This window comes from Pseudomonas sp. MONT-RG-20F-20-E-7-02, from assembly GCF_022662395.1.
GTDB lineage: Bacteria > Pseudomonadota > Gammaproteobacteria > Pseudomonadales > Pseudomonadaceae > Aquipseudomonas.
Genome location: NZ_JAKNQN010000002.1, coordinates 67,307 through 88,692 on the forward strand (window position 1 = coordinate 67,307; position 21,386 = coordinate 88,692).

General features: G+C 61.2%; 19 protein-coding genes. 8 read left to right on the forward strand and 11 right to left on the reverse strand.

The window, feature by feature from the left end:
- Positions 1 to 244: 244 nt before the first annotated feature.
- Positions 245 to 1,879, reverse strand: coding sequence for a methyl-accepting chemotaxis protein (locus L8I05_RS05755; protein ID WP_242167529.1), 1,635 nt, complete (start codon positions 1,877 to 1,879; stop codon positions 245 to 247).
- Between the two features lie 226 nt (positions 1,880 to 2,105).
- On the opposite strand from L8I05_RS05755, the gene L8I05_RS05760 reads away from it, so the two are divergent.
- Positions 2,106 to 2,936, forward strand: coding sequence for an undecaprenyl-diphosphate phosphatase (locus tag L8I05_RS05760; RefSeq protein WP_159956862.1), 831 nt, complete (start codon positions 2,106 to 2,108; stop codon positions 2,934 to 2,936).
- Entirely contained in the window at positions 2,933 to 3,316 is a 384-nt protein-coding gene (locus L8I05_RS05765; RefSeq protein ID WP_242167530.1) for a DUF1294 domain-containing protein, read from the forward strand. Before L8I05_RS05760 ends, L8I05_RS05765 begins: the two co-directional genes overlap by 4 nt.
- Here the strand turns inward: L8I05_RS05765 and L8I05_RS05770 are convergent.
- The 3 genes from L8I05_RS05770 to L8I05_RS05780 all read right to left on the reverse strand — a co-directional run bounded on the left by L8I05_RS05770 (position 3,305) and on the right by L8I05_RS05780 (position 6,058).
- Positions 3,305 to 3,661, reverse strand: coding sequence for an MmcQ/YjbR family DNA-binding protein (locus L8I05_RS05770; protein WP_242167531.1), 357 nt, complete (start codon positions 3,659 to 3,661; stop codon positions 3,305 to 3,307). The genes L8I05_RS05765 and L8I05_RS05770 overlap by 12 nt on opposite strands.
- On the reverse strand, positions 3,658 to 4,566 hold the full coding sequence (locus L8I05_RS05775) for a LysR substrate-binding domain-containing protein (protein ID WP_242167532.1): 909 nt from the start codon (positions 4,564 to 4,566) through the stop codon (positions 3,658 to 3,660). Before L8I05_RS05775 ends, L8I05_RS05770 begins: the two co-directional genes overlap by 4 nt.
- Before the next feature lie 112 nt (positions 4,567 to 4,678).
- Positions 4,679 to 6,058 (reverse strand): NAD-dependent succinate-semialdehyde dehydrogenase, encoded by a 1,380-nt coding sequence (locus L8I05_RS05780; protein ID WP_242167533.1) that lies wholly within the window; start codon positions 6,056 to 6,058, stop codon positions 4,679 to 4,681.
- Positions 6,059 to 6,216: 158 nt separating this feature from the next.
- Between L8I05_RS05780 and L8I05_RS05785 the strand changes: the two genes are divergently transcribed.
- The gene (locus tag L8I05_RS05785) at positions 6,217 to 7,143 is read left to right on the forward strand and encodes an AraC family transcriptional regulator (protein ID WP_242167534.1); all 927 of its coding nucleotides are present in this window, start codon (positions 6,217 to 6,219) and stop codon (positions 7,141 to 7,143) included.
- On the opposite strand, the gene L8I05_RS05790 is transcribed toward L8I05_RS05785, so the two are convergent.
- Positions 7,109 to 8,299 carry an MFS transporter gene (locus L8I05_RS05790; protein WP_242167535.1) on the reverse strand — a complete coding sequence of 397 codons (1,191 nt, stop codon included), beginning with the start codon at positions 8,297 to 8,299 and terminating at the stop codon, positions 7,109 to 7,111. The genes L8I05_RS05785 and L8I05_RS05790 overlap by 35 nt on opposite strands.
- A 234-nt stretch (positions 8,300 to 8,533) precedes the next feature.
- Here L8I05_RS05790 and L8I05_RS05795 point away from each other — a divergent pair, with 234 nt between their 5' ends.
- The gene (locus L8I05_RS05795; protein WP_242167536.1) at positions 8,534 to 9,145 is read left to right on the forward strand and encodes an FMN-dependent NADH-azoreductase; all 612 of its coding nucleotides are present in this window, start codon (positions 8,534 to 8,536) and stop codon (positions 9,143 to 9,145) included.
- 241 nt (positions 9,146 to 9,386) lie between these two features.
- Complete coding sequence (locus L8I05_RS05800) at positions 9,387 to 10,424, forward strand: dienelactone hydrolase (protein WP_242167537.1); 1,038 nt, start codon at positions 9,387 to 9,389, stop codon at positions 10,422 to 10,424.
- On the opposite strand, the gene L8I05_RS05805 is transcribed toward L8I05_RS05800, so the two are convergent.
- The 3 genes from L8I05_RS05805 to L8I05_RS05815 all read right to left on the reverse strand — a co-directional run bounded on the left by L8I05_RS05805 (position 10,418) and on the right by L8I05_RS05815 (position 14,836).
- A complete protein-coding gene (locus L8I05_RS05805) occupies positions 10,418 to 11,593 on the reverse strand; it encodes an MFS transporter (RefSeq protein ID WP_242167538.1) in 1,176 nt (391 codons plus the stop codon). The genes L8I05_RS05800 and L8I05_RS05805 overlap by 7 nt on opposite strands.
- Positions 11,594 to 11,868: 275 nt before the next feature.
- Entirely contained in the window at positions 11,869 to 13,455 is a 1,587-nt protein-coding gene (locus L8I05_RS05810) for an ABC-F family ATPase (protein WP_106577981.1), read from the reverse strand.
- A 142-nt stretch (positions 13,456 to 13,597) separates the two neighbouring features.
- Positions 13,598 to 14,836: an MFS transporter gene (locus L8I05_RS05815; RefSeq protein ID WP_242168384.1), complete on the reverse strand. Its 1,239-nt coding sequence runs from the start codon at positions 14,834 to 14,836 to the stop codon at positions 13,598 to 13,600.
- A gap of 153 nt (positions 14,837 to 14,989) precedes the next feature.
- Between L8I05_RS05815 and L8I05_RS05820 the strand changes: the two genes are divergently transcribed.
- Positions 14,990 to 15,802: a class I SAM-dependent methyltransferase gene (locus L8I05_RS05820; RefSeq protein ID WP_242167539.1), complete on the forward strand. Its 813-nt coding sequence runs from the start codon at positions 14,990 to 14,992 to the stop codon at positions 15,800 to 15,802.
- Between the two features lie 137 nt (positions 15,803 to 15,939).
- Here the strand turns inward: L8I05_RS05820 and L8I05_RS05825 are convergent, their stop codons facing one another.
- A complete protein-coding gene (locus L8I05_RS05825) occupies positions 15,940 to 16,326 on the reverse strand; it encodes a TIGR03067 domain-containing protein (RefSeq protein WP_242167540.1) in 387 nt (128 codons plus the stop codon).
- 290 nt (positions 16,327 to 16,616) lie between these two features.
- Between L8I05_RS05825 and lpxO the strand changes: the two genes are divergently transcribed.
- Complete coding sequence (gene lpxO / locus L8I05_RS05830) at positions 16,617 to 17,516, forward strand: lipid A hydroxylase LpxO (protein WP_242167541.1); 900 nt, start codon at positions 16,617 to 16,619, stop codon at positions 17,514 to 17,516.
- Between the two features lie 18 nt (positions 17,517 to 17,534).
- On the opposite strand, the gene ligD is transcribed toward lpxO, so the two are convergent.
- Together ligD and L8I05_RS05840 are read right to left on the reverse strand one after the other, a co-directional pair.
- On the reverse strand, positions 17,535 to 20,009 hold the full coding sequence (ligD, locus tag L8I05_RS05835; RefSeq protein ID WP_242167542.1) for a DNA ligase D: 2,475 nt from the start codon (positions 20,007 to 20,009) through the stop codon (positions 17,535 to 17,537).
- A gap of 24 nt (positions 20,010 to 20,033) precedes the next feature.
- The gene (locus tag L8I05_RS05840; protein WP_159956810.1) at positions 20,034 to 20,885 is read right to left on the reverse strand and encodes a Ku protein; all 852 of its coding nucleotides are present in this window, start codon (positions 20,883 to 20,885) and stop codon (positions 20,034 to 20,036) included.
- A 184-nt stretch (positions 20,886 to 21,069) separates the two neighbouring features.
- Here L8I05_RS05840 and L8I05_RS05845 point away from each other — a divergent pair, with 184 nt between their 5' ends.
- Positions 21,070 to 21,384 (forward strand): hypothetical protein, encoded by a 315-nt coding sequence (locus L8I05_RS05845; protein WP_242167543.1) that lies wholly within the window; start codon positions 21,070 to 21,072, stop codon positions 21,382 to 21,384.
- The last annotated feature ends 2 nt before the right edge of the window (positions 21,385 to 21,386 follow it).

A 21,386-nucleotide genomic window follows, 5' to 3' on the forward strand; every position in this document is an offset into this window, starting at 1 on the left:
CGGGGGTAAACCGGCAGGACGCCGGTTTAGCCGCGCTGGGCCAAGGATGGCCCATCGCGGCGGCCCCCGCTCCAAAGCCGGAGTGAGGGCACACCGAGCCTAGGCGAGGTGCCGAGTGGTGGGGCAAGAGCCCTTTTGGTTACTTTTGGGGCTCTTTTCCAAAAGTGACCCGCCGTAAGGGCGGAACCCATATCCGCCATCACCCAAATAACGGATATGTACTCTACCCTCTAAAAAACAGCAGCTAAACCTTGAACTGCCGCAGCAACCCACCCAACTGCTCACTCAACCCACGCAAATGCTCACTCGCCACGCTCGACTGCTCCGCCGCCAACGCAGTGCTGTGGGACAAACCGGCCGCCTGGGTGACGTTCTGGTTGATGTCCTCCACCACATGCGCCTGTTGCAACGTCGCGCTGGCAATCGACGCATTCAGCCCGTTGAGGTTGCGCAGCGCCTGCCCAATGGCAGTGAGGCTAGCACCGGCCTGGCCGGCCTGTTCAATCGTCAGTTGCGAGGCGCTATGGCTGTCGCTGATCACCTTGACCGCCGCTTCCGAGTGCCCTTGCAGACGCTCAATCATCACCTGGATCTCAGCGGTGGATTTCTGCGTACGCTGAGCCAGCAATCGCACCTCATCGGCAACCACAGCAAAACCACGCCCCTGTTCCCCGGCGCGCGCAGCTTCAATCGCGGCGTTAAGCGCCAGCAAGTTAGTCTGGTCGGCAATCGATCGAATCACCTCCAGCACGCCACCAATCTGTGTGCTTTCGCTGGACAGGGTGCGGATCACTTCCACGGCCTGGTTGATGGTGCTGGAGAGCTGGTCGATCTGCTGCAAGCTGCCGTCGATATTCACCTGGCCCTGCTGCGCCTGGGCCTGGGCATCGCGCATTTCGCTGGCGGCGTGTTCGGCGTTTTTCGCCACGTCCTGCACACCGTAGGTCACTTCGTTGATGGCCGTCGCCACCAGCTCCATCTGCTGCGACTGTTGCTGGCTGCGGTCATGGGCCTGGCTGGCGTTGTTGCCCAGCTCCGTCGACGACTGGCCCAAGGCGTTGGCGCACACTTGCAGTTGGCCGACCACCTGGCGCAGCTTGGCGGTAAAGCTGTTGAAGTGCTGGGACAACTGGGTGACTTCGTCACGCCCGTGGGTGTCGAGGCTGCGCGTCAGGTCGCTTTCGCCACTGGCGATATTGGCCATGGCGTTCACCGCCGCCTGCAACGGGTGCACGATGCTGCGGGCGATCAACAGGACCAGCACGGCCATCACCAGCGCAATGCCCAGGCCGATCAGCGAGGCGTTCCACACCTGGCCTTTGAACTCGGCCTGCACGTCATCCACGTACACGCCGGAGCCGATGATCCAGCCCCAGGGTTCGAACAGTTGGATGTAGGAGGTTTTCTCCACCGGCGCTTCGGCACCCGGCTTTGGCCAGCGATAGTTGACGATGCCGGCGCCCTTGGCCTTGGCCAGGATCACGAACTCGTTGAACACCGCAAAACCGTCCGGGTCACGAATCGCCGAGAGGTTCTGGCCATCGAGCTTGGGGTTGGCCGCGTGCATGATCATCACGGGCGTCAGGTCGTTGATCCAGAAATAATCGTCGTGGTCGTAGCGCAAGCCACGCACGGCGCTGAGGGCCTGCTTTTGCGCGACCTCGCGGGTCAGCACGCCGGTTTTCTCGAGGTTCTGGTAATAGGCCAGCACGCCACTGGCAGTCTGCACCACGTGTTGGGTCTGCAAGCGCTTGGCCTGGTAGAGGTCGCCATGGATCTGCTTGAGCATCAACAGCCCCAAGGTCAGCAGCATCAACACGGCGACTATCAGGATCAGCCAAAGACGGCGGCTGATCGACATGTTGCGCAAACTGTTCATCGTCCTGTCACTCCCTGCTTTTTATAATTGTGTGCTGCATCGACAATTCCGGCTTGTCTGATAGGCTTTCGGCCTGTAATCGAAAAACCTGAGTACTCCCTGATTTTTCACGAAATTTTTGCAGGCCGATGTTGAAAATCAGCCGCGCAAAATTGAGTGCGCTTGCGTCAGTGAACATTAAAAAGACAGTCAAGGCATGCCACAGCGCATGACCTTTGGGGGAAGCATGGATTTTTGGACCGCCATACAGGCATTGATTCTAGGCGTTGTGGAGGGGCTGACCGAGTTCCTGCCGATTTCCAGCACCGGCCACCAAATCATCGTCGCCGACTTGATCGGCTTCGGCGGCGAACGTTTTGAAGCGTTTAACATCATCATTCAATTGGGCGCGATCCTGGCCGTGGTCTGGGAGTTTCGGCGCAAGATCCTCGACGTGGTCATCGGCTTGCCGACCCAGCGCAATGCTCAGCGTTTCACCGTCAACCTGATGATCGCGGTGCTGCCGGCTATCGTGCTGGGGGTGATTTTTGCCGACCTGATCAAACATTACCTGTTCAACCCGATCACCGTGGCCACCGCGCTGGTGGTGGGCGGGGTCATCATGTTGTGGGCCGAGCGCCGACAACATGCGGTGCACGCGCAAAGCGTGGACGAGATCACCTGGAAAGACGCGCTGAAGGTCGGCCTGGCCCAATGCCTGGCGATGATCCCAGGCACCTCGCGCTCCGGCGCCACCATCATCGGTGGCCTGTTGTTCGGCCTGTCACGCAAGACTGCCACCGAATTTTCGTTCTTCCTGGCCATGCCCACCATGGTCGGCGCGGCCGTGTACTCGGGCTACAAGTACCGTCACCTGTTCCAGCCGGATGATCTGCCGGTGTTTGCCATCGGCTTTGTCACCTCGTTTATCTTCGCGATGATTGCGGTCAAGGCCTTGCTCAAGTTCATCGCCAGCCACAGCTATGCGGCGTTTGCCTGGTATCGCATCGCCTTCGGCCTGGTGATCCTGGCGACCTGGCAGTTCGGCTGGATCGACTGGTCGGCGGTCAAGCCATGAACATTCAGCACCCGCGCCTGAAGGCGCTGATCTTTGTATTGCTGTGCGCCGCGCCGCTGCTGGGGGCGGCACTGGTGTGGCATCGCGGTGAGACGGTGATTCCGCTGGCGGCCTATGGCGTGGTCAGCGTGATGGCGTTTTTGCTGTACTGGGGCGACAAGCGCAAGGCGCAATCAGACGGCCCGCGCGTGCGCGAAAACATCCTCCACGCCGTCGAGCTGGCGGGCGGCTGGCCGGGGGCGTTGATCGCCCAGCAAGTGTTCCGGCACAAGACGCGCAAAGTGTCGTACCAAGTGCTGTTCTGGGTGATTGTGTTGCTGCACGAGGTGTTCTGGATGGATCAGTTGTTTCTCGGCGGCACGCTCGTTTCAATCCTCTAGCCGCAAGCCGATCTGCGTGCGCTTGGGCAGCTTGCTCACCACCAACTGGTGCGAGCGTTGCAACAGCCCGCGCAGTTCCTCGGCGCCCAGCGGGTAGGGCGTGTTCATGATGACCCACTGCGCGCGCGCCAGGTACGGCGCCGGGTGAATGCCGGGGCGGTCCACATGGCCGAGGAACAACGCCTTGTCGACCTTGAACGCCAACGACTCGCCCCGCAGGTTCTGCAGGGCGAACATCTTGTTGCCGGCAATCGAAAAGACGCGCACGCCGCCCCATTTATAGTCTTCCCGCGCGCCGGGCAGGCTCAGGCAGAAGGCGGCGACTTGGGCTTCAGTCATGTTCATAGCAAGCGGTCTCCGCAGCCCTTGAAGGCTTCTTCCAGGTAGTCGATCCAGGCTCGAATGGCCGGCAGCACGCCGCGCCGGTGCGGGTAGACTGCCTGCAGCCAGCCACCCGGCGATGACCATTGCGGCAGCAGTTGCACCAACTGGCCGCTGGCCAATTCTTCTTCGCAATACATCATCGGCAGCACGGTAAAGCCCAGGCCTTTTATGGCGCAGGCTTTGCGCACGATGAAGTCGTCGATGCCCAGGCGCGCTTCCAGTGCCAGGTCTTCGCTCTTGCCTTGTGGGTCGATCAGGCGCAGGTGCACCAGGCGGTCGGCCTCCAGGGCGCCCAGTACCGGCAATTGCTTGAGGTCGTCGAGGGTGTTGATGTGCCGCTCGCGGATGAATTCCGGGCTGGCCACCAGGAGGGTCTGCGCCTGTCGCAGGCGCTTGGTCACCAGCAGCGGGTCTTCATCGCCCGACTCGCGCACGCGCAGGGCCACGTCGATGCCTTCGGCGACCAGGTCGACGCGGCGGTTGACCAAGGTCATCTCCAGCTGCACCAGTGGGTGAGCGGCGAGAAACCCCGCGACCATGTCCGGCAGCATGTGCTGGGCCATGCCCACCGGGCAGCTGACCCGCAGTCGCCCGCGCGGTTCGCTGGACATGCTGGCTACGGCCTCGTCGGCCATTTCCGCTTCCAGCAGCATGGCCTGGCAATGGCGCAAGTAGCGCTCGCCGACGGCGGTCAGGGTCAATTGGCGTGTGGTGCGTTGCAACAGGCGTGCGCCGAGGCGTTCTTCCAGCTCGGCAATACGCCGTGACAGCCGCGACTTGGGAATCCCCAGCAGCCTGCCCGCCGCCGCAAAGCCGCCGGCTTCGACGACTTTGGCGAAATAGTAGAGGTCATTGAGGTCTTGCATGGGCAACCTATTGTCCTGTCAGTGGGACGAATCATCCGCGTCTGGCGAGGGCAAATCCACTACAAAAAAAGCGAGCACCTTATGGGCACTCGCTTTGGCAGTGGTTAAGCGCTTAGAACTGTGCGCCGGCCATCAGCACATACTTCACATGCACATACTCTTCGATCCCGTAATAGCTGCCTTCGCGGCCATAACCGGACTGCTTGATGCCGCCAAACGGAATCGACGCAGTGCCCACCGAACCCGAGTTGAGAATCACCATGCCAGCTTCCAGCTGGCGCGACAGACGCAACGAACGCCCCAGGGCGCTGGTGTAGGCGTAGGCAACCAGGCCGAACTCGGTCTGGTTGGCGCGGGCAATCACTTCCTGTTCATCCTTGAACGAATAAATGGCGAACACCGGGCCGAAAATTTCTTCGGTGGCCAGCGGTGAGTCGTCCTGCAAACCGGTCAATACGGTCGGCTCGTAGAACAGCCCACCTTTGGCGTGGGGCTTGCCGCCCATCAGCACCTTGGCGCCGGCGGCCCTGGCGTCTTCGACCAGGCGCACGACTTTGTCGAAGCCCAGTTGATTGACCAGCGGCCCGACCACAAAGTCTTCGCGCAGGCCTTGATCCACGTCGATCTTGGCGACGGCGGCCTTCACGCGTTTGATGAAGTCTTCAAGGATGCTGTGCTGCACAAAGATGCGGTTCGGCGAGATGCACACCTGGCCGGAGTTGCGCAGCTTGGCACTGACCAAGCCCTTGACCGCCTCATCGAGGTTGGCGTCCTGAAACACGATAAACGGCGCGTTGCCGCCCAGCTCCAGGGTCATTTTCTTGAGGGTGGCCGCGCATTGCGCCGCGAGCAATTTGCCCACGCCGGTGGAGCCGGTAAAGGTGATTTTGCGAATGCGTGGGTCACCGGTGAAGATCAGGCCGATTTCCTTGGGGTCGCCGACCACCACTTCCAGCACGCCGGGTTCGATACCGGCCTTGCGTGCGTATTCCAGCAGCTTGAAGGCGGTCAGCGGCGTGTCTTCGGCAGGCTTGATCACCATGGTGCAGCCGGCTGCCAGGGCCGTGGCGACTTTGCGCGTGATCATCATGAAAGGGAAGTTCCACGGCGTGATCGCCGCGACCGGGCCGATGGCTTCCTTGGTCACCACCACGTTGGCGTTGCGGTCGTGGGTGGGAATGGTGTCGCCATACACGCGCTTGGCTTCTTCGGCGTACCACTCGATAAAGCCCAGGCCGTAGTCGATTTCGCCACGGGCTTCGGTCAGGCACTTGCCGTTTTCGCGGCACAGCAGCTCGGCGAAGGCTTCCTTGTCGGCCTTCACCGCGTCGTGCCAGCGGCGCAGGATCTCGCTGCGCTCCTTGGCCAGCCTGGAGGACCATTCAGGGAAGGCCGCGCAGGTGCGGTCGACCGCCGCCTTGACCTCGGCTGAGGTGTTCTTGGCAACGCGGCCGATTTCTTCGCCGGTGGCGGGGTTGTAGACGATAAGCATGAGGCAATCTCCGGGGGCTGAATGGGCTGTTTCAGGCTACGGAAACGCGCGCCGGGAGCGAATATCCATTCCAATGTGCTGATTGCCTATTCCTATGAGCGCGTAGCCACGGCGACGTTTGCGCAGTAACGTGCGGTTTTCCCCAGGAGCCTTGCAGCATGGGCCGCACGCAACGAATCATCGAGTTGATGGGCAGCTTGGCGCCTGTCGAAGGCTATAACCTGACCGCGCTGGACGACGTGCGCTTCCTGCGTTCGAATCGGCCTTTGCACCGGGTGCCGGTGCTCTACGACCCAGGCATTGTGATTGTCTGCCAGGGGCGCAAGCGCGGTTACCTGGGCGACGAGATTTACCTGTATGACGCCCAGCACTACCTGGTGGTGTCGGTGCCGGTGCCCTTCACCATGGAGACCGAGGCCACTGAAGAAGAACCCATGCTGGCGGTGTACCTGCGACTGGATTTCACCCTGGCGGCCGAGTTGATGCTGGCATTGGACGACTTCCCCGCGTCTGTCGAGGCCAAGCCCCGAGGCATGTATTCATCGCCCATGGATGACAAGCTCAGTGAGTCGCTGCTGCGTTTTCTGGAGGCCATGAATACGCCGATGGAGGCGCACATCCTCGGCCCGTCGCTGGTGCGCGAGATGTACTACCGGATCATCACGGGCGAGCAGGGCGGTTCGATGCGCGCCGCGCTCAACCGTCAGGGCCAGTTCGGCAAGGTGGCACGGGCGATTCGCAAGATTCACGGCTGCTACCACCAGCACCTGGACGTGGAGGAACTGGCACGGGAGGCGATGATGAGCGTACCGAGTTTTCATGCGCACTTTCGCACGGTCACCGACACCTCGCCGATGCAATACCTCAAGTCCACGCGCCTGCACCAGGCGCGTTTGTTGATGCTGCGCAACGACATCACAGCTGCCACGGCGTGTGCTCAGGTGGGCTATGAAAGCGCCTCGCAGTTCAGCCGAGAGTTCAAGCGCCTGTTCGGGCGCACGCCGCAGCAAGAGATTCAGTGGATGAAACGCACGTACGCGTTGCCTGCGCCTACGGCGGCGTCGATTTATGTGTCGTCGCATTGAACAGGGTCAGCAGCAATGCCAACCCTGCAAACGCCGCACCGGTCAGCGCCTGGCCTTGCCAGCCATGGTGCTCCGAAGCGAATGCACCGGCGGCCGAACCCAAGGCGCCGCCGATAAAGTAGACCACCATGAACACCGTGTTCAGGCGGCTGGTGGCTGACGGTTCCAGCGCCAGTACGCGGGTCTGGTTGGCCAACTGGTTGGTGCGGTTGCCGAGGTCGAGAAAGGTCGCCGCGATCAGGATCGACCACCACCAGCCGCTGAGGCCCAGGGTGTAGATCAGCACAAACGCTACCAGCACCGTGGCGATGCCGGCGCGCTCCAGCAAACGCCCATGGCGCCGGGTTTGTTGGCCGATGGTCGATGCGCAGAGGATGCCGACGATGGCCGACAGGCCCAGCAGCCCCGCCTGGGCGCTGGAAAACCCATACGGCGGCAACGCCAACAAGGCCGCCATCGAGCCCCAGAACACATTCAACGCGCCGAACACCAACGCACCTTTTATGGCCGATTGGCGCAAGGTCGGGTACTGGCGGGCCAGGCCCCACAGGGATTTGAGCAAGGCGCCATACGCCAGTTTGCTGGTCGAGATCGACACCGGCATGCGCGTCAGGATCGCCATAAACAGCAGCACATCCAGCGCCGCCGCCACGGCAAACATGCCGCGCCAGCCCAGCCAGCCGCTGACCACGCCGCTGACGGTCCGGGCCAGCAAACCACCGGCCGACAAGCCGCTGACCATCAAGCCGAGCACCGCGCCTTTCTGTTCAACGGTACTCAGGTCCGAAGCGGCAGGGATGATCACCTGCGCACTGATGCCCGACAGCCCCAGCAGCACGCTCGCCACCAGCAGCCAGGTATACGACGGCGCCGTGGCCGAGGCCAACAGAGCAAAGAAGTTAATGCACAGCACGGCCAGGATCAGCGTGCGCCGGCTGATGCGGTCGCCCAGCGGCACGAACAGCAGCAGGCCGCTGGCGTAGCCCAATTGCGTGAGCATCGCGATTTGCCCGACATGCGCGGTGGATACCTCGAAGGTGTTGGCAATCAGCGGCAGCATGGCTTGGTTGTAGTAAATCGTGGCGACCGAAAACCCGCAGCAGATGGCGAGGATAAGGGTCAGCCCCTTGGTGAGGGCGGGCGTGTGTGGGTGCATGGCGTGGCCGGTGGCTGCAGGAACTGCCGGCGAGAATGAAGTGAAGCGTGGGGGAAATCCAGTGCCGCAGAGGATTGGGCAATACGCATGTTGGATTGGGTTTTCGTCCATAAATAGATTGTCCTGCCGGCAGGACGAACAATCACATCTGAGCTGTCTAGTCGACTATTGGCTTCATGTGTAGGATTAACCTCACTCGGTCGCCTCATCGCGATCCTCACTTGGAGATTCCGCATGAAACTGTTGCATATCGATTCCAGCATCCTCGGCGACAACTCGGCTTCGCGTCAGCTCAGTGCTGGTGTGGTCAAGGCCTGGCAAGCGGCGGAGCCGGGTGTGGAAGTGACTTACCGTGACCTGGCAAGCGAAGGCATCAGCCACTTTTCCGGCTTGACCCTGGGCGCCCTGGGCACCGCTGCCGAATTGCGCGACGCCATGCAACAGCACGAGGCTGAACTGAGTGCTTCGTCGCTGGCCGAATTCATCGCGGCTGACGCCGTAGTCATTGGTGCGCCGATGTACAACTTCTCGGTGCCTTCGCAGCTCAAGGCCTGGATCGACCGCATCGCCGTGGCCGGCCAGACGTTCCGTTACACCGAAGCCGGCCCTGAAGGCCTGTGCGGTGGCAAAAAACTGATCATCGTGTCCACCGCCGGCGGCCTGCACGCCGGCCAGGCAAGCAACGTCGGCCACGAAGACTATTTGAAGCTGGTGTTTGGCTTCCTGGGCATCACCGACATCGAGTTCGTCCGCGCCCAAGGCCTGGCCTACGGTGAAGAAGTGCGCAGCAAGGCCCTGAGCGACGCCAACGTCGTCATCAACGAACAATTGTTCGCCTCCGCGTAAGGCTTGTGTAAATTTCGCCTTTGCCCGGTTCCAATCTGAAACCGGGCGCCTAAACTCTGTATTGTGGTCGCCTGAAAACGACCGGAGTACGGAGTTTTTTCGTTTGCCCGCTGTCACTACCTTGGCCCAGGTTATGCACGTATGGGTTTATCAACCGGTGCGAGCGCCTTGAACCATGGACTTTTCATATAGACATGCCGCTGGTGTTAAACGTGGCCGCGCAGCAAAGGTGGACATCCCCATGATGCGTCTTTGTGCTGTTTTGGTTCTCTCCCTGCTCGGTGGCCTGATTTCAGTGCACGCCGCCCCAGCGCCGCACCCGCATTGGAGTGTGGGCTTCCATCGCATGACCTTTCTCGACCCGCTGGATTCGCAGCCGATGAAGGCCATCGCGTTTTATCCGTCGACCGACGATGAACACACTACCCAGCTGGGCCCCTATCACGTCGCCGCCAGCGAAGACTCCAAGGTCGCCATTGGCCGCTTTCCGATGCTGATGCTGTCCCACGGCAACACCGGCACACCGCTGGCCCTGCACGATTTGGCGACGTCCCTGGCGCGCAAGGGGTTTGTGGTGGTGGCGGTGCTGCACCCTGGCGACAACTACAAGGATCACAGCCGCCTGGGCACCGTGAGCAACCTGTATGGGCGGCCGATCCAGATCTCCGAAGCGATTACCGCCACCCTCGGCGACCCGATGCTGTCGCCGTTCGTCAACGTTGATCAGGTGGGCGTGATCGGCTACTCGGCCGGTGGCGAAACCGCGTTGATCCTGGCCGGCGCCAAGCCGGACTTTGACCGCCTGCGCCGCTATTGCCAGGAGCGTCCGGAAGATCGCGATGCCTGCACCACCAAAGGTGAGCTGGTGGTCGACCGTGACGACCTGCAACCCCAGGCCGACCCGCGTATTCATTCGTTGATGCTGATGGCGCCGTTGAGCTTGATGTTCGGCCGCCACACCCTGGCCGATGTGCATGTGCCGGTGCTGCTGTACAGCGGCGATGGCGACAAATTGGTCGCCGTGGACAAGAACGCCGCCGCCCTGGCACGCAAACTGCCGGAACCACCGGACTTCAAACTGTTGGCGGGGGCAGGGCACTTCGTGTTCATGGCGCCGTGTGACAGCGACCAATTGGTGGCGATGCCCGCTATTTGCACCGACGCCGACGGTGTTGACCGTGAAGGCATCCACCGCGACCTGATTTCAGAGGCGGGACGTTTCTTCTCCCACACCCTGGGCCAATCGACCCGAGCCGGTTTACAGACCGCCGATCAGTAAGCGCGGCGCTTGAGTAGCACGGTCAGGGCCAGCGCCGTGACCGACAGCAGCGCGGCGCAAAAGAAGATCCAGCCGTAGCCCAGGTTCAGGGCCACGGCGCCCATCAATGGCCCGGCGATTGCCAGGGCCAGATCAAAAAACACCGCATACGCACTCAACCCTGCGCCACGGCTGCTATTGGGTACCTGTTTGATGGCCTCGACGCCCAGCGCCGGGTACACCAGCGACAAGCCGAACCCGGTGAGCCCGGCGCCAATCAAGGCCACACCTGTTGAGGGCGCCAGCCACAGCAGCGTCAGGCCCAGGGTTTCGATGGTCATGCAGGCAATCGCCGCCGTGAACCCGCCAAAACGGCTTATGGCCGAGATAAACACCAGGCGCGACAGGATAAAACACAGGCCAAACACCGTGAGGCAGTACGCCGCGCCGGCCCAGCCGCGATTGAGGTAATACAGGGTGATGAAGGTGGTCAGCGTGCCGTAGCCAATCGACGCCAGGCACAGGCTGGTGCCAAACGGCGCGATACGCCCGAACACCGCCCAAAACGGCAGCCGCTCGCCGCGTACCACCGGCACCGAGGGCTTGTTGCGGATCAGCACCAGGCCCAACGTCGCCAACACGGTGAGGGCGATGCCGAGGCTGGTGTAGCCATAGTTGGCGACCATCACCACGCCCAGCGGCGCGCCGATGGCGATGGCGCCGTAGGAGGCGATGCCGTTCCACGAAATCGAGCGCGCCGTGTGCTCGGCGCCGACCGCGCCCATGCACCAGCTGATGGTGCCCACGCCGATCAAGCCTTGGGCCACACCCAGCAGCAGCCGGCCGACGATCAGGATGCCCAGGCTCAAGGCGGGCAGGCTTTCGAACAAGGTGGCGAAAAACGTCAGCACGCCACTGACCAGAATTCCGGCCAGGCCCAGCACGATGGCGCGCTTGGTGCCGACGTTGTCGGACATACGCCCGGCCATCGGGCGGCTGAGCAGGGTGGCCAGGTACTGCGAACCGATGGTGACCCCGGCGACCACGGCGCTGAAGCCCAACTGCTCATGCACATAGCCTGGAATGACCGCAATCGGCAGGCCGATGCAGATGAAAGCGATGAAGGTGTAGAAGACGATGGAGACGATCTGCAGGGTGATCGACAGGGAGCTGGGGGCGGCGGCAGGCATGGTCACTCGTTCGCGGGCGGGCGGTGACGGCATGATGGCAAGGGCGCGGGGGAAAAGGAAGCAGGCTAACTAGTTTGTTTGAGGGCTGGGTTTATTGTGGCGAGCGGGCTTGCCCCGCGTTGGGCTGCGCAGCAGCCCCAATAAAAAACACCGCGTTCTGCCAGGCAAAACGCGGTGTCTGATTTCAGGGCCGCTTCGCAGCCCAACGCAGGGCAAGCCTGCTCGCCACAACAAGCCAGCTCACAGGGCAAGCCTGCTCGCTACAGTGGCGTTACTTAGAACACCACGCCTTGGCTGCGCAGGTAGTCGTCATAGGTGCCGCTGAAGTCAATCACGCCGTTGGCGCTCAACTCGATGATGCGGGTGGCCAGGGACGATACGAACTCGCGGTCGTGGCTGACGAAGATCAGCGTGCCCGGGTAGTTTTCCAGCGCCAGGTTCAGCGCTTCGATGGATTCCATGTCCAAGTGGTTGGTCGGTTCGTCCATGATCAGCACGTTCGGCTTTTGCAGGATCAGCTTGCCGAACAGCATGCGGCCTTGCTCACCGCCGGAAATAACCTTGACCGACTTGAGGATCTCGTCGTTGGAGAACAGCATGCGGCCCAAGGTGCCGCGAATCATTTGTTCGCCCTGAGTCCACTGACCCATCCAGTCGAACAGGGTGACGTCGTCTTCGAAGTCGTGTGCGTGGTCCTGAGCGTAGTAGCCCAGTTCGGCGGCGTCGGTCCACTTGATGCTGCCGGCGTCCGGGGTCAATTCATTGACCAGGGTGCGCAGCAGGGTGGTCTTGCCGATACCGTTCGGGCCGATGATCGCAACACGCTCGCCGGCTTCAACCTGGAAGCTGAAGTCTTTGAACAGTGGCTTGCCGTCGAAACCCTTGGCCATTTTTTCCACCATCACTGCCTGGCGGTGCAGCTTCTTGTTCTGATCGAAACGGATGAACGGGCTCACGCGGCTCGAAGGCTTGACCTCGGCCAGCTGGATCTTGTCGATCGCCTTGGCGCGGGAGGTGGCCTGCTTGGCTTTCGAGGCGTTGGCCGAAAAGCGGCTGACGAACGATTGCAGTTCGGAGATCTGCGCCTTCTTCTTGGCGTTGTCCGACAGCAGTTGCTCGCGGGACTGGGTCGCCACGGTCATGTACTCGTCGTAGTTGCCCGGGAACAGGCGCAGCTCGCCGTAGTCCAGGTCAGCCATGTGGGTGCACACGCTGTTCAGGAAGTGACGGTCGTGAGAGATGATGATCATCAGGCTGGAACGCTGGGTCAGGATGTTTTCCAGCCAGCGAATGGTGTTGATGTCCAAGTGGTTGGTCGGTTCGTCGAGCAACAGCACTTCAGGGTCGGAGAACAGCGCCTGGGCCAGCAACACCCGCAGTTTCCAGCCTGGGGAGACTTCGCTCATCGGGCCGAAGTGCTGTTCCAGCGGAATACCCAGGCCCAGCAGCAGCTCACCGGCACGGGATTCGGCGGTGTAGCCGTCCATTTCGGCGAATTCGGTTTCCAGCTCGGCCACGGCCATGCCGTCGTCTTCGCTCATTTCCGGCAGCGAGTAGATGCGGTCGCGTTCAGCCTTGACCTTCCACAGCTCTTCGTGGCCCATGATCACGGTGTCGAGCACGGTGAATTCTTCGTAGGCGAACTGGTCCTGGCGCAGCTTACCCAGGCGTACGTTCGGCTCCAGCATGACCTGGCCGCCGGACGGATCGAGGTCGCCGCCGAGGATTTTCATGAAGGTCGACTTGCCGCAACCGTTGGCACCGATCAAACCATAACGGTTGCCGGCGCCGAATTTGACCGAGACATTCTCGAAGAGCGGCTTGGCGCCGAACTGCATGGTGATGTTAGCTGTGGAGATCAATTACTTTACCTATCAATGGGTTGCGAGCGTGGCGGCAGGAGCCTTCAGGCATGCGTCAACAGCGACATCAAGGCGCGAAACCCGGTCGCTGAGCAGAAAATTTTGGATGTGTGTTGGAATTTGGCGCGCATTGTCGCATATGTCAGGTGACAGTTGTAATGCGTGCGAACGATGGTTTTGCCAATGTCTCCGGCATGGCCAGCCATAACAGCGCCAAAGCCAGCGCCGCAACGGCGGCCAGGGTCAGGAAGGCCGCGTTGTAACCGGCCTGTTGCACCACGAATCCGGCCAGGCTGGTGCTCAGCGCCGCACCCAGGCCAAACACCGTGGACAGTGCGCCCAGGCTGACATTGAAGCGGCCCGTACCTTGGGTCAGGTCCTTGACGATCACCGGGAACAGCGCGCCGAAAATCCCCGCGCCGATACCGTCAAGCATCTGCACGGCCACCAGCCAATAAGGGTCGCTGGACAAGGTGTACAACACGCCGCGCAGCGGCAAAATCATGAAGCCAGCCAGCAACAGTGGTTTGCGCCCCCATACGTCGGCTTTGCTGCCCACCAGCCAGGCCATCGGCACCATCACCAATTGCGCCGCGACAATGCACGCCGAGGTCAGCGGCGTGGCCATTTGCAGGTTGATCTGCGACAGCTTCTGGCTGACCAGCGGCAGCATCGCGGCATTCGCCAAGTGGAACAGCGCGCAGCAAATGGCGAACAGCAACAGCGGGCGGTTGGCCAGCAACACTTTCATGCCGGAAGGTTGTTCATGCTCGCTGCTGTGGGCCGGGTCGAAGCCGCGCGCGACTTCGTGGTCAATCGCCGAGGCCGACACACAACTGACCGCGACGATACTGGCCAGCGCCATAAACGCCATCAGGTAAAACACCACTACCGGGCCGAACAGGTAGGCCAGGCCGCCCGCCAGCAGCGCGGCCACGGCGTTGCCGGCGTGGTTGAAGGTTTCATTGCGCCCGGTGCGGCGGGTGAAGGCGCGCGGCCCGGTGATCCCAAGGGAGATGGCCGAAATCGCCGGGGCAAACACCGACGCGGCGACCGCACTGGCCGCCTGGGTCACTGCCACCCAACTGAATGAGCTGACAAACGGCAGCACCAGGCAACTGACGGTCACCAGGATGGCGGCTACCGCGATCACTGCACGCTTGCTGCGCGTGCGGTCGATCAATGCGCCCGCTGGGCCTTGGGTGAGCAACGCGGCGATGCCGGCCAGGGTCATGACCACGCCGATGCTGGCCGGGTCCCATTTATGCACAGCCAGCAGGTAGATCGCCAAGTAGGGGCCGAGGCCGTCACGCACATCCGCCAGGAAGAAATTCAGGCTGTCCAGGGACAAGGTATTGCGCAGGTCGGAGTGATTGGCCACGGCGATATCTTCGGCAAGGGTATTCAGGGGCTGAACACTCATTGGCTTAGTGACCTGCGGGCCTGGCTGGAAGTTTCGCGCCCCGGAAGGTTTCATCCGAGCGGTACTTGGATTATTTTCCATAGCCCGCTGTACTGACTCTCTGGAGACGCAATGGACATGCCCTCAGCCCAACAGGCTATCGCCAGCAACAAAGACGCCTGGGATGCATCCGCCAAACTGCACAAAGACACCGCTAACTGGAAAGCACTGCTGGAATCGGTGGCGCTTGCCGACTTTTCACGCCTGGACCCCACCATTACCGCACTGCTGCAAGAGGTCGGCGTGGCCGGCAAGGACGTGGTGCAACTGGGCTGCAACAACGGGCGTGAAAGCCTGTCGCTGTTCAGCCTGGGCGCGCGCTCCGTGGTGGGCGTGGATCAATCCCGCGCCTTCCTTCAGCAAGCACAGGAACTGGCTGAAGTTTCGCCCCACAACCCCGAATTTATTGAGGCCGACATTTATCAACTGCCCGAGCGTGTGCACGGGCGCTTTGATATTGCCTTGGTGACCATTGGCGTATTGGGCTGGATGCCGGATGTGGCGGCGTTTATGCACCATGTGGCAAGCACGCTCAAGCCCGGTGGCACCTTGGTGATTTACGAAACCCACCCGTTCCTGGAGGTGTTCGACCCGCTGGCCGCCAACCCGCTTTTGCCCGCCACGTCGTACTTCCAGCGCGACCCCTTGGTGTTGCAGGAGTCAATTGTCTACGAGGGGCTGGATGAAATTCCCGGACCTACGTCCTATTGGTATGTGCATACCCTGGGCAGTGTGGTGAGTGGGGCGATTGCGGCGCACTTGCAGATTGAACATCTGCAGGAATACCCGCATTGCAACCGTGAGGAACTGTACGAGCAGTATGAGCACCAGCCGGCCCAGCTACCGCTATGTTTCACCCTGACCGCGACCAAGCGCCACACCTGAGCAGGGTTTGCGCGCGCAAAAAAAGGCCCGCCAGGAGAGGCGGGCCAAGTGATTCACTGGAGTAGGTAGGCCTCACCCTATAGGCCAGAAAGTGAAGGCCGTGTGAAAACCGTGTCGCACATTCGGATGCTCCCGAATCAACCCCTGCGTACAAACGTGCGCATGGTTTGCCCAGGCCCGGTGCTGAACACTGTCGGGCGGGGCATGCCTTCATCGGCGGCAATAAACACAAAATCATCGCCTTCAAGGCGGTAGCTGGCGGGCAAGGGCTTGCCGGCGTCTTCGCCTATCGCGTCAACCCAGGTAATGCTCTTGGGCGTGGTGGTGCTGTCGAGGGTAAATCGGCCGGCCAGCAGCAACTCGTCGTCTGTCGTGCGCACTTCAAAGCAGTCGCCGGTGATGGTGGTCAGGGCACCTGGAGCTGTGTGGGCATCAACCGGGTTGAGTACGCCGCTGTCTTCGAGCGCGGTTTGCTCCCAACTGCCTTGAAGTGCCTGGTAATCGCTGTTTGAAAGGGATGACATACAAAATCCATTTTGCTGAAGGAAAGTTCTTGCAGTGCAGCATGGCGCGCCTGGCAAGACAAGTGCGGGTGTTGATCCAGCACAATGAGTGGACAGCTTTTCACAATTCTTAATTAACCTTTGGTTACAAACTGTGGCTAAATAACTGCCAATGGTCATGAACCGGTGCTCCCATCGCCGGTCGTGCCGCGTATTTGTGAATTGTGATTTCAGGCGCTGCTTATTCAATCCTCGGCCGTTGTGGGCACGCAGGAGCAGCCTGTTCTCTCTACTGACGTGTGACGAATCCCTTGAAACTCATCATTGTTGCTCTCTACGTTGCCTCCATCGCGTATGTTCACCTGCGTGGTCGGGTGCGACACAAGCTGGGTCGCCAGCTTAGTGACCACTCGACGTTCCTGGCGCCGATCAACTGTTTCCTCTACTTATTCTCCAAGCAGCCAAGCCGCCCGTTCCTGTCGCCTGCCGACTTTCCTGACCTGAGCCCATTGCAGGAGCACTGGGAGGAAATCCGCCAGGAAGGCCAGAACCTGATGCGCATGGGCGAGATCAAGCGCTCGGAGCAGTACAACGATGTGGGTTTCAACTCGTTCTTCAAGTCTGGCTGGAAGCGCTTTTACCTCAAGTGGTACGGCGACAGCCACCCGTCGGCGATGAAGCTCTGCCCGCGCACTACCGAGTTGGTGCAAAGCATCGGCTCGATCAAGGCGGCGATGTTCGCCGAGTTGCCACCGGGCTCCAAGCTGGTGCGCCACCGCGACCCGTACGCGGGTTCCTACCGTTATCACTTGGGCCTGGACACGCCTAACGATCCTGGCTGCTATATCAATGTGGATGGCGAAAGTTACTACTGGCGCGACGGCGAGCCGGTGATGTTTGATGAGACATACATTCACTACGCGGAAAACACCACGCAGCAGAACCGCATCATCCTGTTCTGCGATATCGAACGGCCGATGAAGTACAGCTGGGCGGCGGCGTTCAACCGCTGGTTCAGCCGTAACGTGATGGCCGCGGCGGGGTCGCCGAACGATGATGGCGACAAGACCGGCGGCCTGAACCGTGCGTTTACCCGCCTGTACAAGATTCGCTTGCGTGGCAAGGAGCTGAAAAAGCGCAATCGTGCACGTTACTACCTGGAAAAGTGGGCGATTTTTGCAGGTTTGGCGCTGATCTTCATCCTCATCTAAAGCCCTCTTGGGCGCGATTTACTGCGGTGGTGTCGCGCCCAGCTTGTCCCACATCTTCTTGCTGATCTTCTGCCGGTTGGCATAACCGGCCCACGGGTCGTCTTTCAACGTGTCCAAACGCTCGTGCAGGTTGGCGACTGTCCACTGCTGCGCGCCGCGCAAGCCTTTTAATTCGTCCCGACTGACCGGCACTGACACCGGCAGGCCAGGTCGCGCCCGTACCGAGTAGGCCGCCACCGTGCTGGCGCCTCGGGCGTTACGCAGGTAGTCGATAAAGATCTTGCCCACGCGGTTCTTGCGGCCGGAAGTGGCGGTAAAACGTTCGGGCAACTGCACGGCCATGAATTGCGCGATGGCTTTGGCGAACGCCTTCACCGTGTCCCAGCCATCCCGGCGCCCCAATGGCACGACCAGGTGCAGACCTTTGCCGCCGCTGGTTTTTACGAACGCCTCCAGACCCAACTCGTCGAGCACCGACAATGTCAGTTGCGCCGCCTCCAGCATGGCTTTCCACGGCAGCGCCGGGTCCGGGTCGAGGTCGAGCACAAACAGGTCGGGCGTTTCGATTTTGTCCGAGGTCGCGCCCCAGGTGTGCAGCTCGACGGTGCCCATCTGCACGGCGCCGATCAACGCTTTGCTGGTGTCAATCTCCAGCAGGCGCGCATGACCCGGGTCCAGTGCCTGGTCCAACTGCTTGATATGGGGAATGGCCAGGTGCTCGGAATGTTTTTGGAAGAACTGTTCGCCTTCAATGCCTTCCGGCGCGCGCAGCAACGACACAGGCCGATGGCGCAGAAACGGCAGAAGCCACGCGCTGATGCTGGCGTAGAAGTCGGCCAGTTGCTGTTTTTGCGTGCCGCTTTGTGCGTCGATCACGCGGTCCGGGTGGGTGATGGTCACGCCGCTGCCAGCCTTTTTCGCGGGCGCCGGCTGTGTGAAAGATTTGGCTTTGCGCGGCAGCTCATGAATGATCTGCGCCACCGGTTTGTCGCTGCGCAGCGCAATAAATGAGGCCTGGCGTACCACGCCTTCACGGGTCCATTCGGCGAAATTCACTTCACCCACCAGCTTCGGTTCAACCCAGTGCACGCCGCGCGCCTGGGTGCTGGTCAGTGGTTTTTGCAGCGGCGAGGTCTTGCGTTCCAGGGGCGCGAGTTGCGCGTAGATGTTCTTCAGCGCCGCCTGATCAAAGCCGGTGCCGACGCGCCCGGCATACACCAGCCCGGAATCGTCATTGACCGCCAGAAGCAGCGCGCCAAAACCACTGCGCGAACCTTGCGGACGTGTGTAGCCGACAATCACGAACTCCTGGCGCAAGCGACATTTGAGCTTGATCCAGTCGGCATTGCGACTGGACACATAGTGGCTGCCGACGCGCTTGCCGATCACGCCTTCCAGCGCCAGGTCGCAGGCACTTTCGAAGATGTCACGCTGGTTGGCAGCGAAGGCTTCGGAGAAACGCAGCAATTTACTGCGGCTACCCGACAACGCCGCCTTGAGCGCGGCGCGGCGTTCTTCCACGGGGGTTTTGCGTTGATCCTGGCCGTCGAGAAACGGCGCATCGAACAGGTAATACACGATGTCCAGGCTGCGGCCGATATCGAAGGCATTTTGCAGCGCCTGGAAGTCCGGCAAGCCATCGCCGTTAAGGCTGACCACTTCGCCGTCCAGCCAGCTGTCTTTGAGCTTGAGCGCTTGCAGGGCCTTGACCTGGCGCGGCAGGCGGTCGGTCCAGTCATGGCCGTTGCGCGTGAACAGGCGCACTTCACCGTCGCGAATACGCGCGAGCATGCGGTAGCCGTCGAATTTGATTTCGTACTGCCAGTCGCCGTCGGGGGCGCGGTCGACCAGGGTCGCCAGTTGCGGGGTGAGCTGGTCGGGGAGGGCGGTTGCGGTTTTCTGGCGTTTCGCGGGCTTTTTCGGTTTGCCGACCGAAGCGTCGCTGAGCACGCTTTTGGGCTGGTCCTGGACAATGTCGTAATCGCTGGCGGGCCGGGCTTGCTGATCCTTTTCCTTGATCAGTAACCACTGCTCCTTATCGCCGCTGCCCTTCAGGCGCGTGCGGACCAAGGCCCAGTCGCCGGAAAGTTTTTCGCCGACCAAGGTGAATTTGAGTTTACCGGCCGCATAGGCCTTGTGCGGGTCGTCATGGGGTTGCCAGACGCCACGGTCCCACACGATTACATCGCCGGCGCCGTATTGCCCGGCAGGAATACTGCCCTCGAAGTTGCCATAACTGAGCGGATGGTCTTCCACGTGCACGGCCAGGCGTTTCTGGGCCGGGTCCAGGCTCGGGCCTTTGGGCACGGCCCAGCTTTTGAGTACGCCGTCGAGTTCCAGGCGGAAGTCATAGTGCAGGTTGCGCGCGTCGTGCTTTTGAATCACGAAGGACAATGCCGAGGCTTTGCGCTTGCCGGCAGGCGCGCTGCCGGCGGGCTCGGCGGTGATCTCGAAGTCGCGTTTGCGGTTGTATTCGCTCAGGGGCTTTGCCATGTCGATCTCCAGCAAATGGCAGGCTCAAGAGGCCTTTTTGGTGGACTTTTTCGCCGCAGGCTTTTTCGTCGTGCTTTTGGTCGCGGGCTTGCCGGCCAGGCTGCGTTTGAGCAGCTCGGTGAGGTCGATAACGTCCGCCGATTTGCGCTCCTCGCTGCCTTCCTGGCTTTCCACATCTTCGATTTTGCCGGCCTTGGCCTTTTTCGCCACCAGCGCCATGATCTTCTCCTGGAAGCTGTCGCGGTACTCGTCGGGCTGCCAGTCGGCGCTCATGTCTTCGACCAGGCGCTTGGCCATGTCCAGCTCGCCTTTGGCCAGGCTGGGTTTGGTCACGTCAGCGCCTAGTTCAAGCTCGTCGAGGCTGCGCACTTCGGCGGGCCAGCGCAGCATCACCAGCACCAGCGCCGAGTCCAGCGGCATCAATGCGGCCAAGTGCTGCTTGGTGTGCAGCACCACATTGGCCAGCGCGACCTTGGCGGTTTTTTTCAGGGTTTCGCGCAGCAGCGCGTAGACCTTGCCGCCGCGTTTGTCGGGCGCCAGGAAGTAGGGCGTATCGATATTTTGCAGCGGGATCTGGTCGGCGGCGACAAAGGCGATGATTTCGATGGTCTGGGTCGATTTGGGGTGGGCAGAGCGAATTTCGTCTTCGCTCAGCACCACGTAGCGGCCTTTCTCGAAGGCCACGCCTTTGACGATGTTCTCTTTGGTGACTTCCTTGCCGGTGGTCTTATTGATGCGCTTGTAGCCTACGGGGTCCATGCTGCGTTTGTCCAGCCAGTCGAAATCAACGCCTTGAGAGGACGTGGCCGACACCAGCGATACCGGGATATGGACCAAGCCGAAACTGATGGCGCCTTTCCAGATTGCCCTTGGCATAGCTGCGATTCCTTGAAAAGAGACTGTGTGCTGGTGACTCGCAGGCGTGCGCAAAAGTTTCGATGGGCAGATGCGCGGACAGATCGTGTTACACCTGATGAGAAAGTATTTAGTGTCGAAAGCCGAACCCAAGGCGTAGCGTGTTATCGAAAGCTCGTACAACTCGCCCCAGAGAGGCTTTGTGATGAACAGCTGTGTGCGTTATCTCACCGTACTCGCGTTGGGCCTGGCACTCGCGCCATTGGCCCAGGCGCAGAACCTGCCCGGCACCTACGACACCAATAACAGCCCTATTCATCGGGCCAACCCCAACAGCATGCAGGGCACACAGCCCAATGCGCCGGCTGTTCGCGGTATTCAAACCGGGCCGACCAGCCCCGCGCCGACCGTCGAAAACGGCGGCATAGGCAATCGCTATCCCACGCGCAACGCCGCGCCGAGCGTTCCTGCGACCGACACTAAAGCCCCCACTTACGATGCCAACGGCAATCGCCGGTAAGG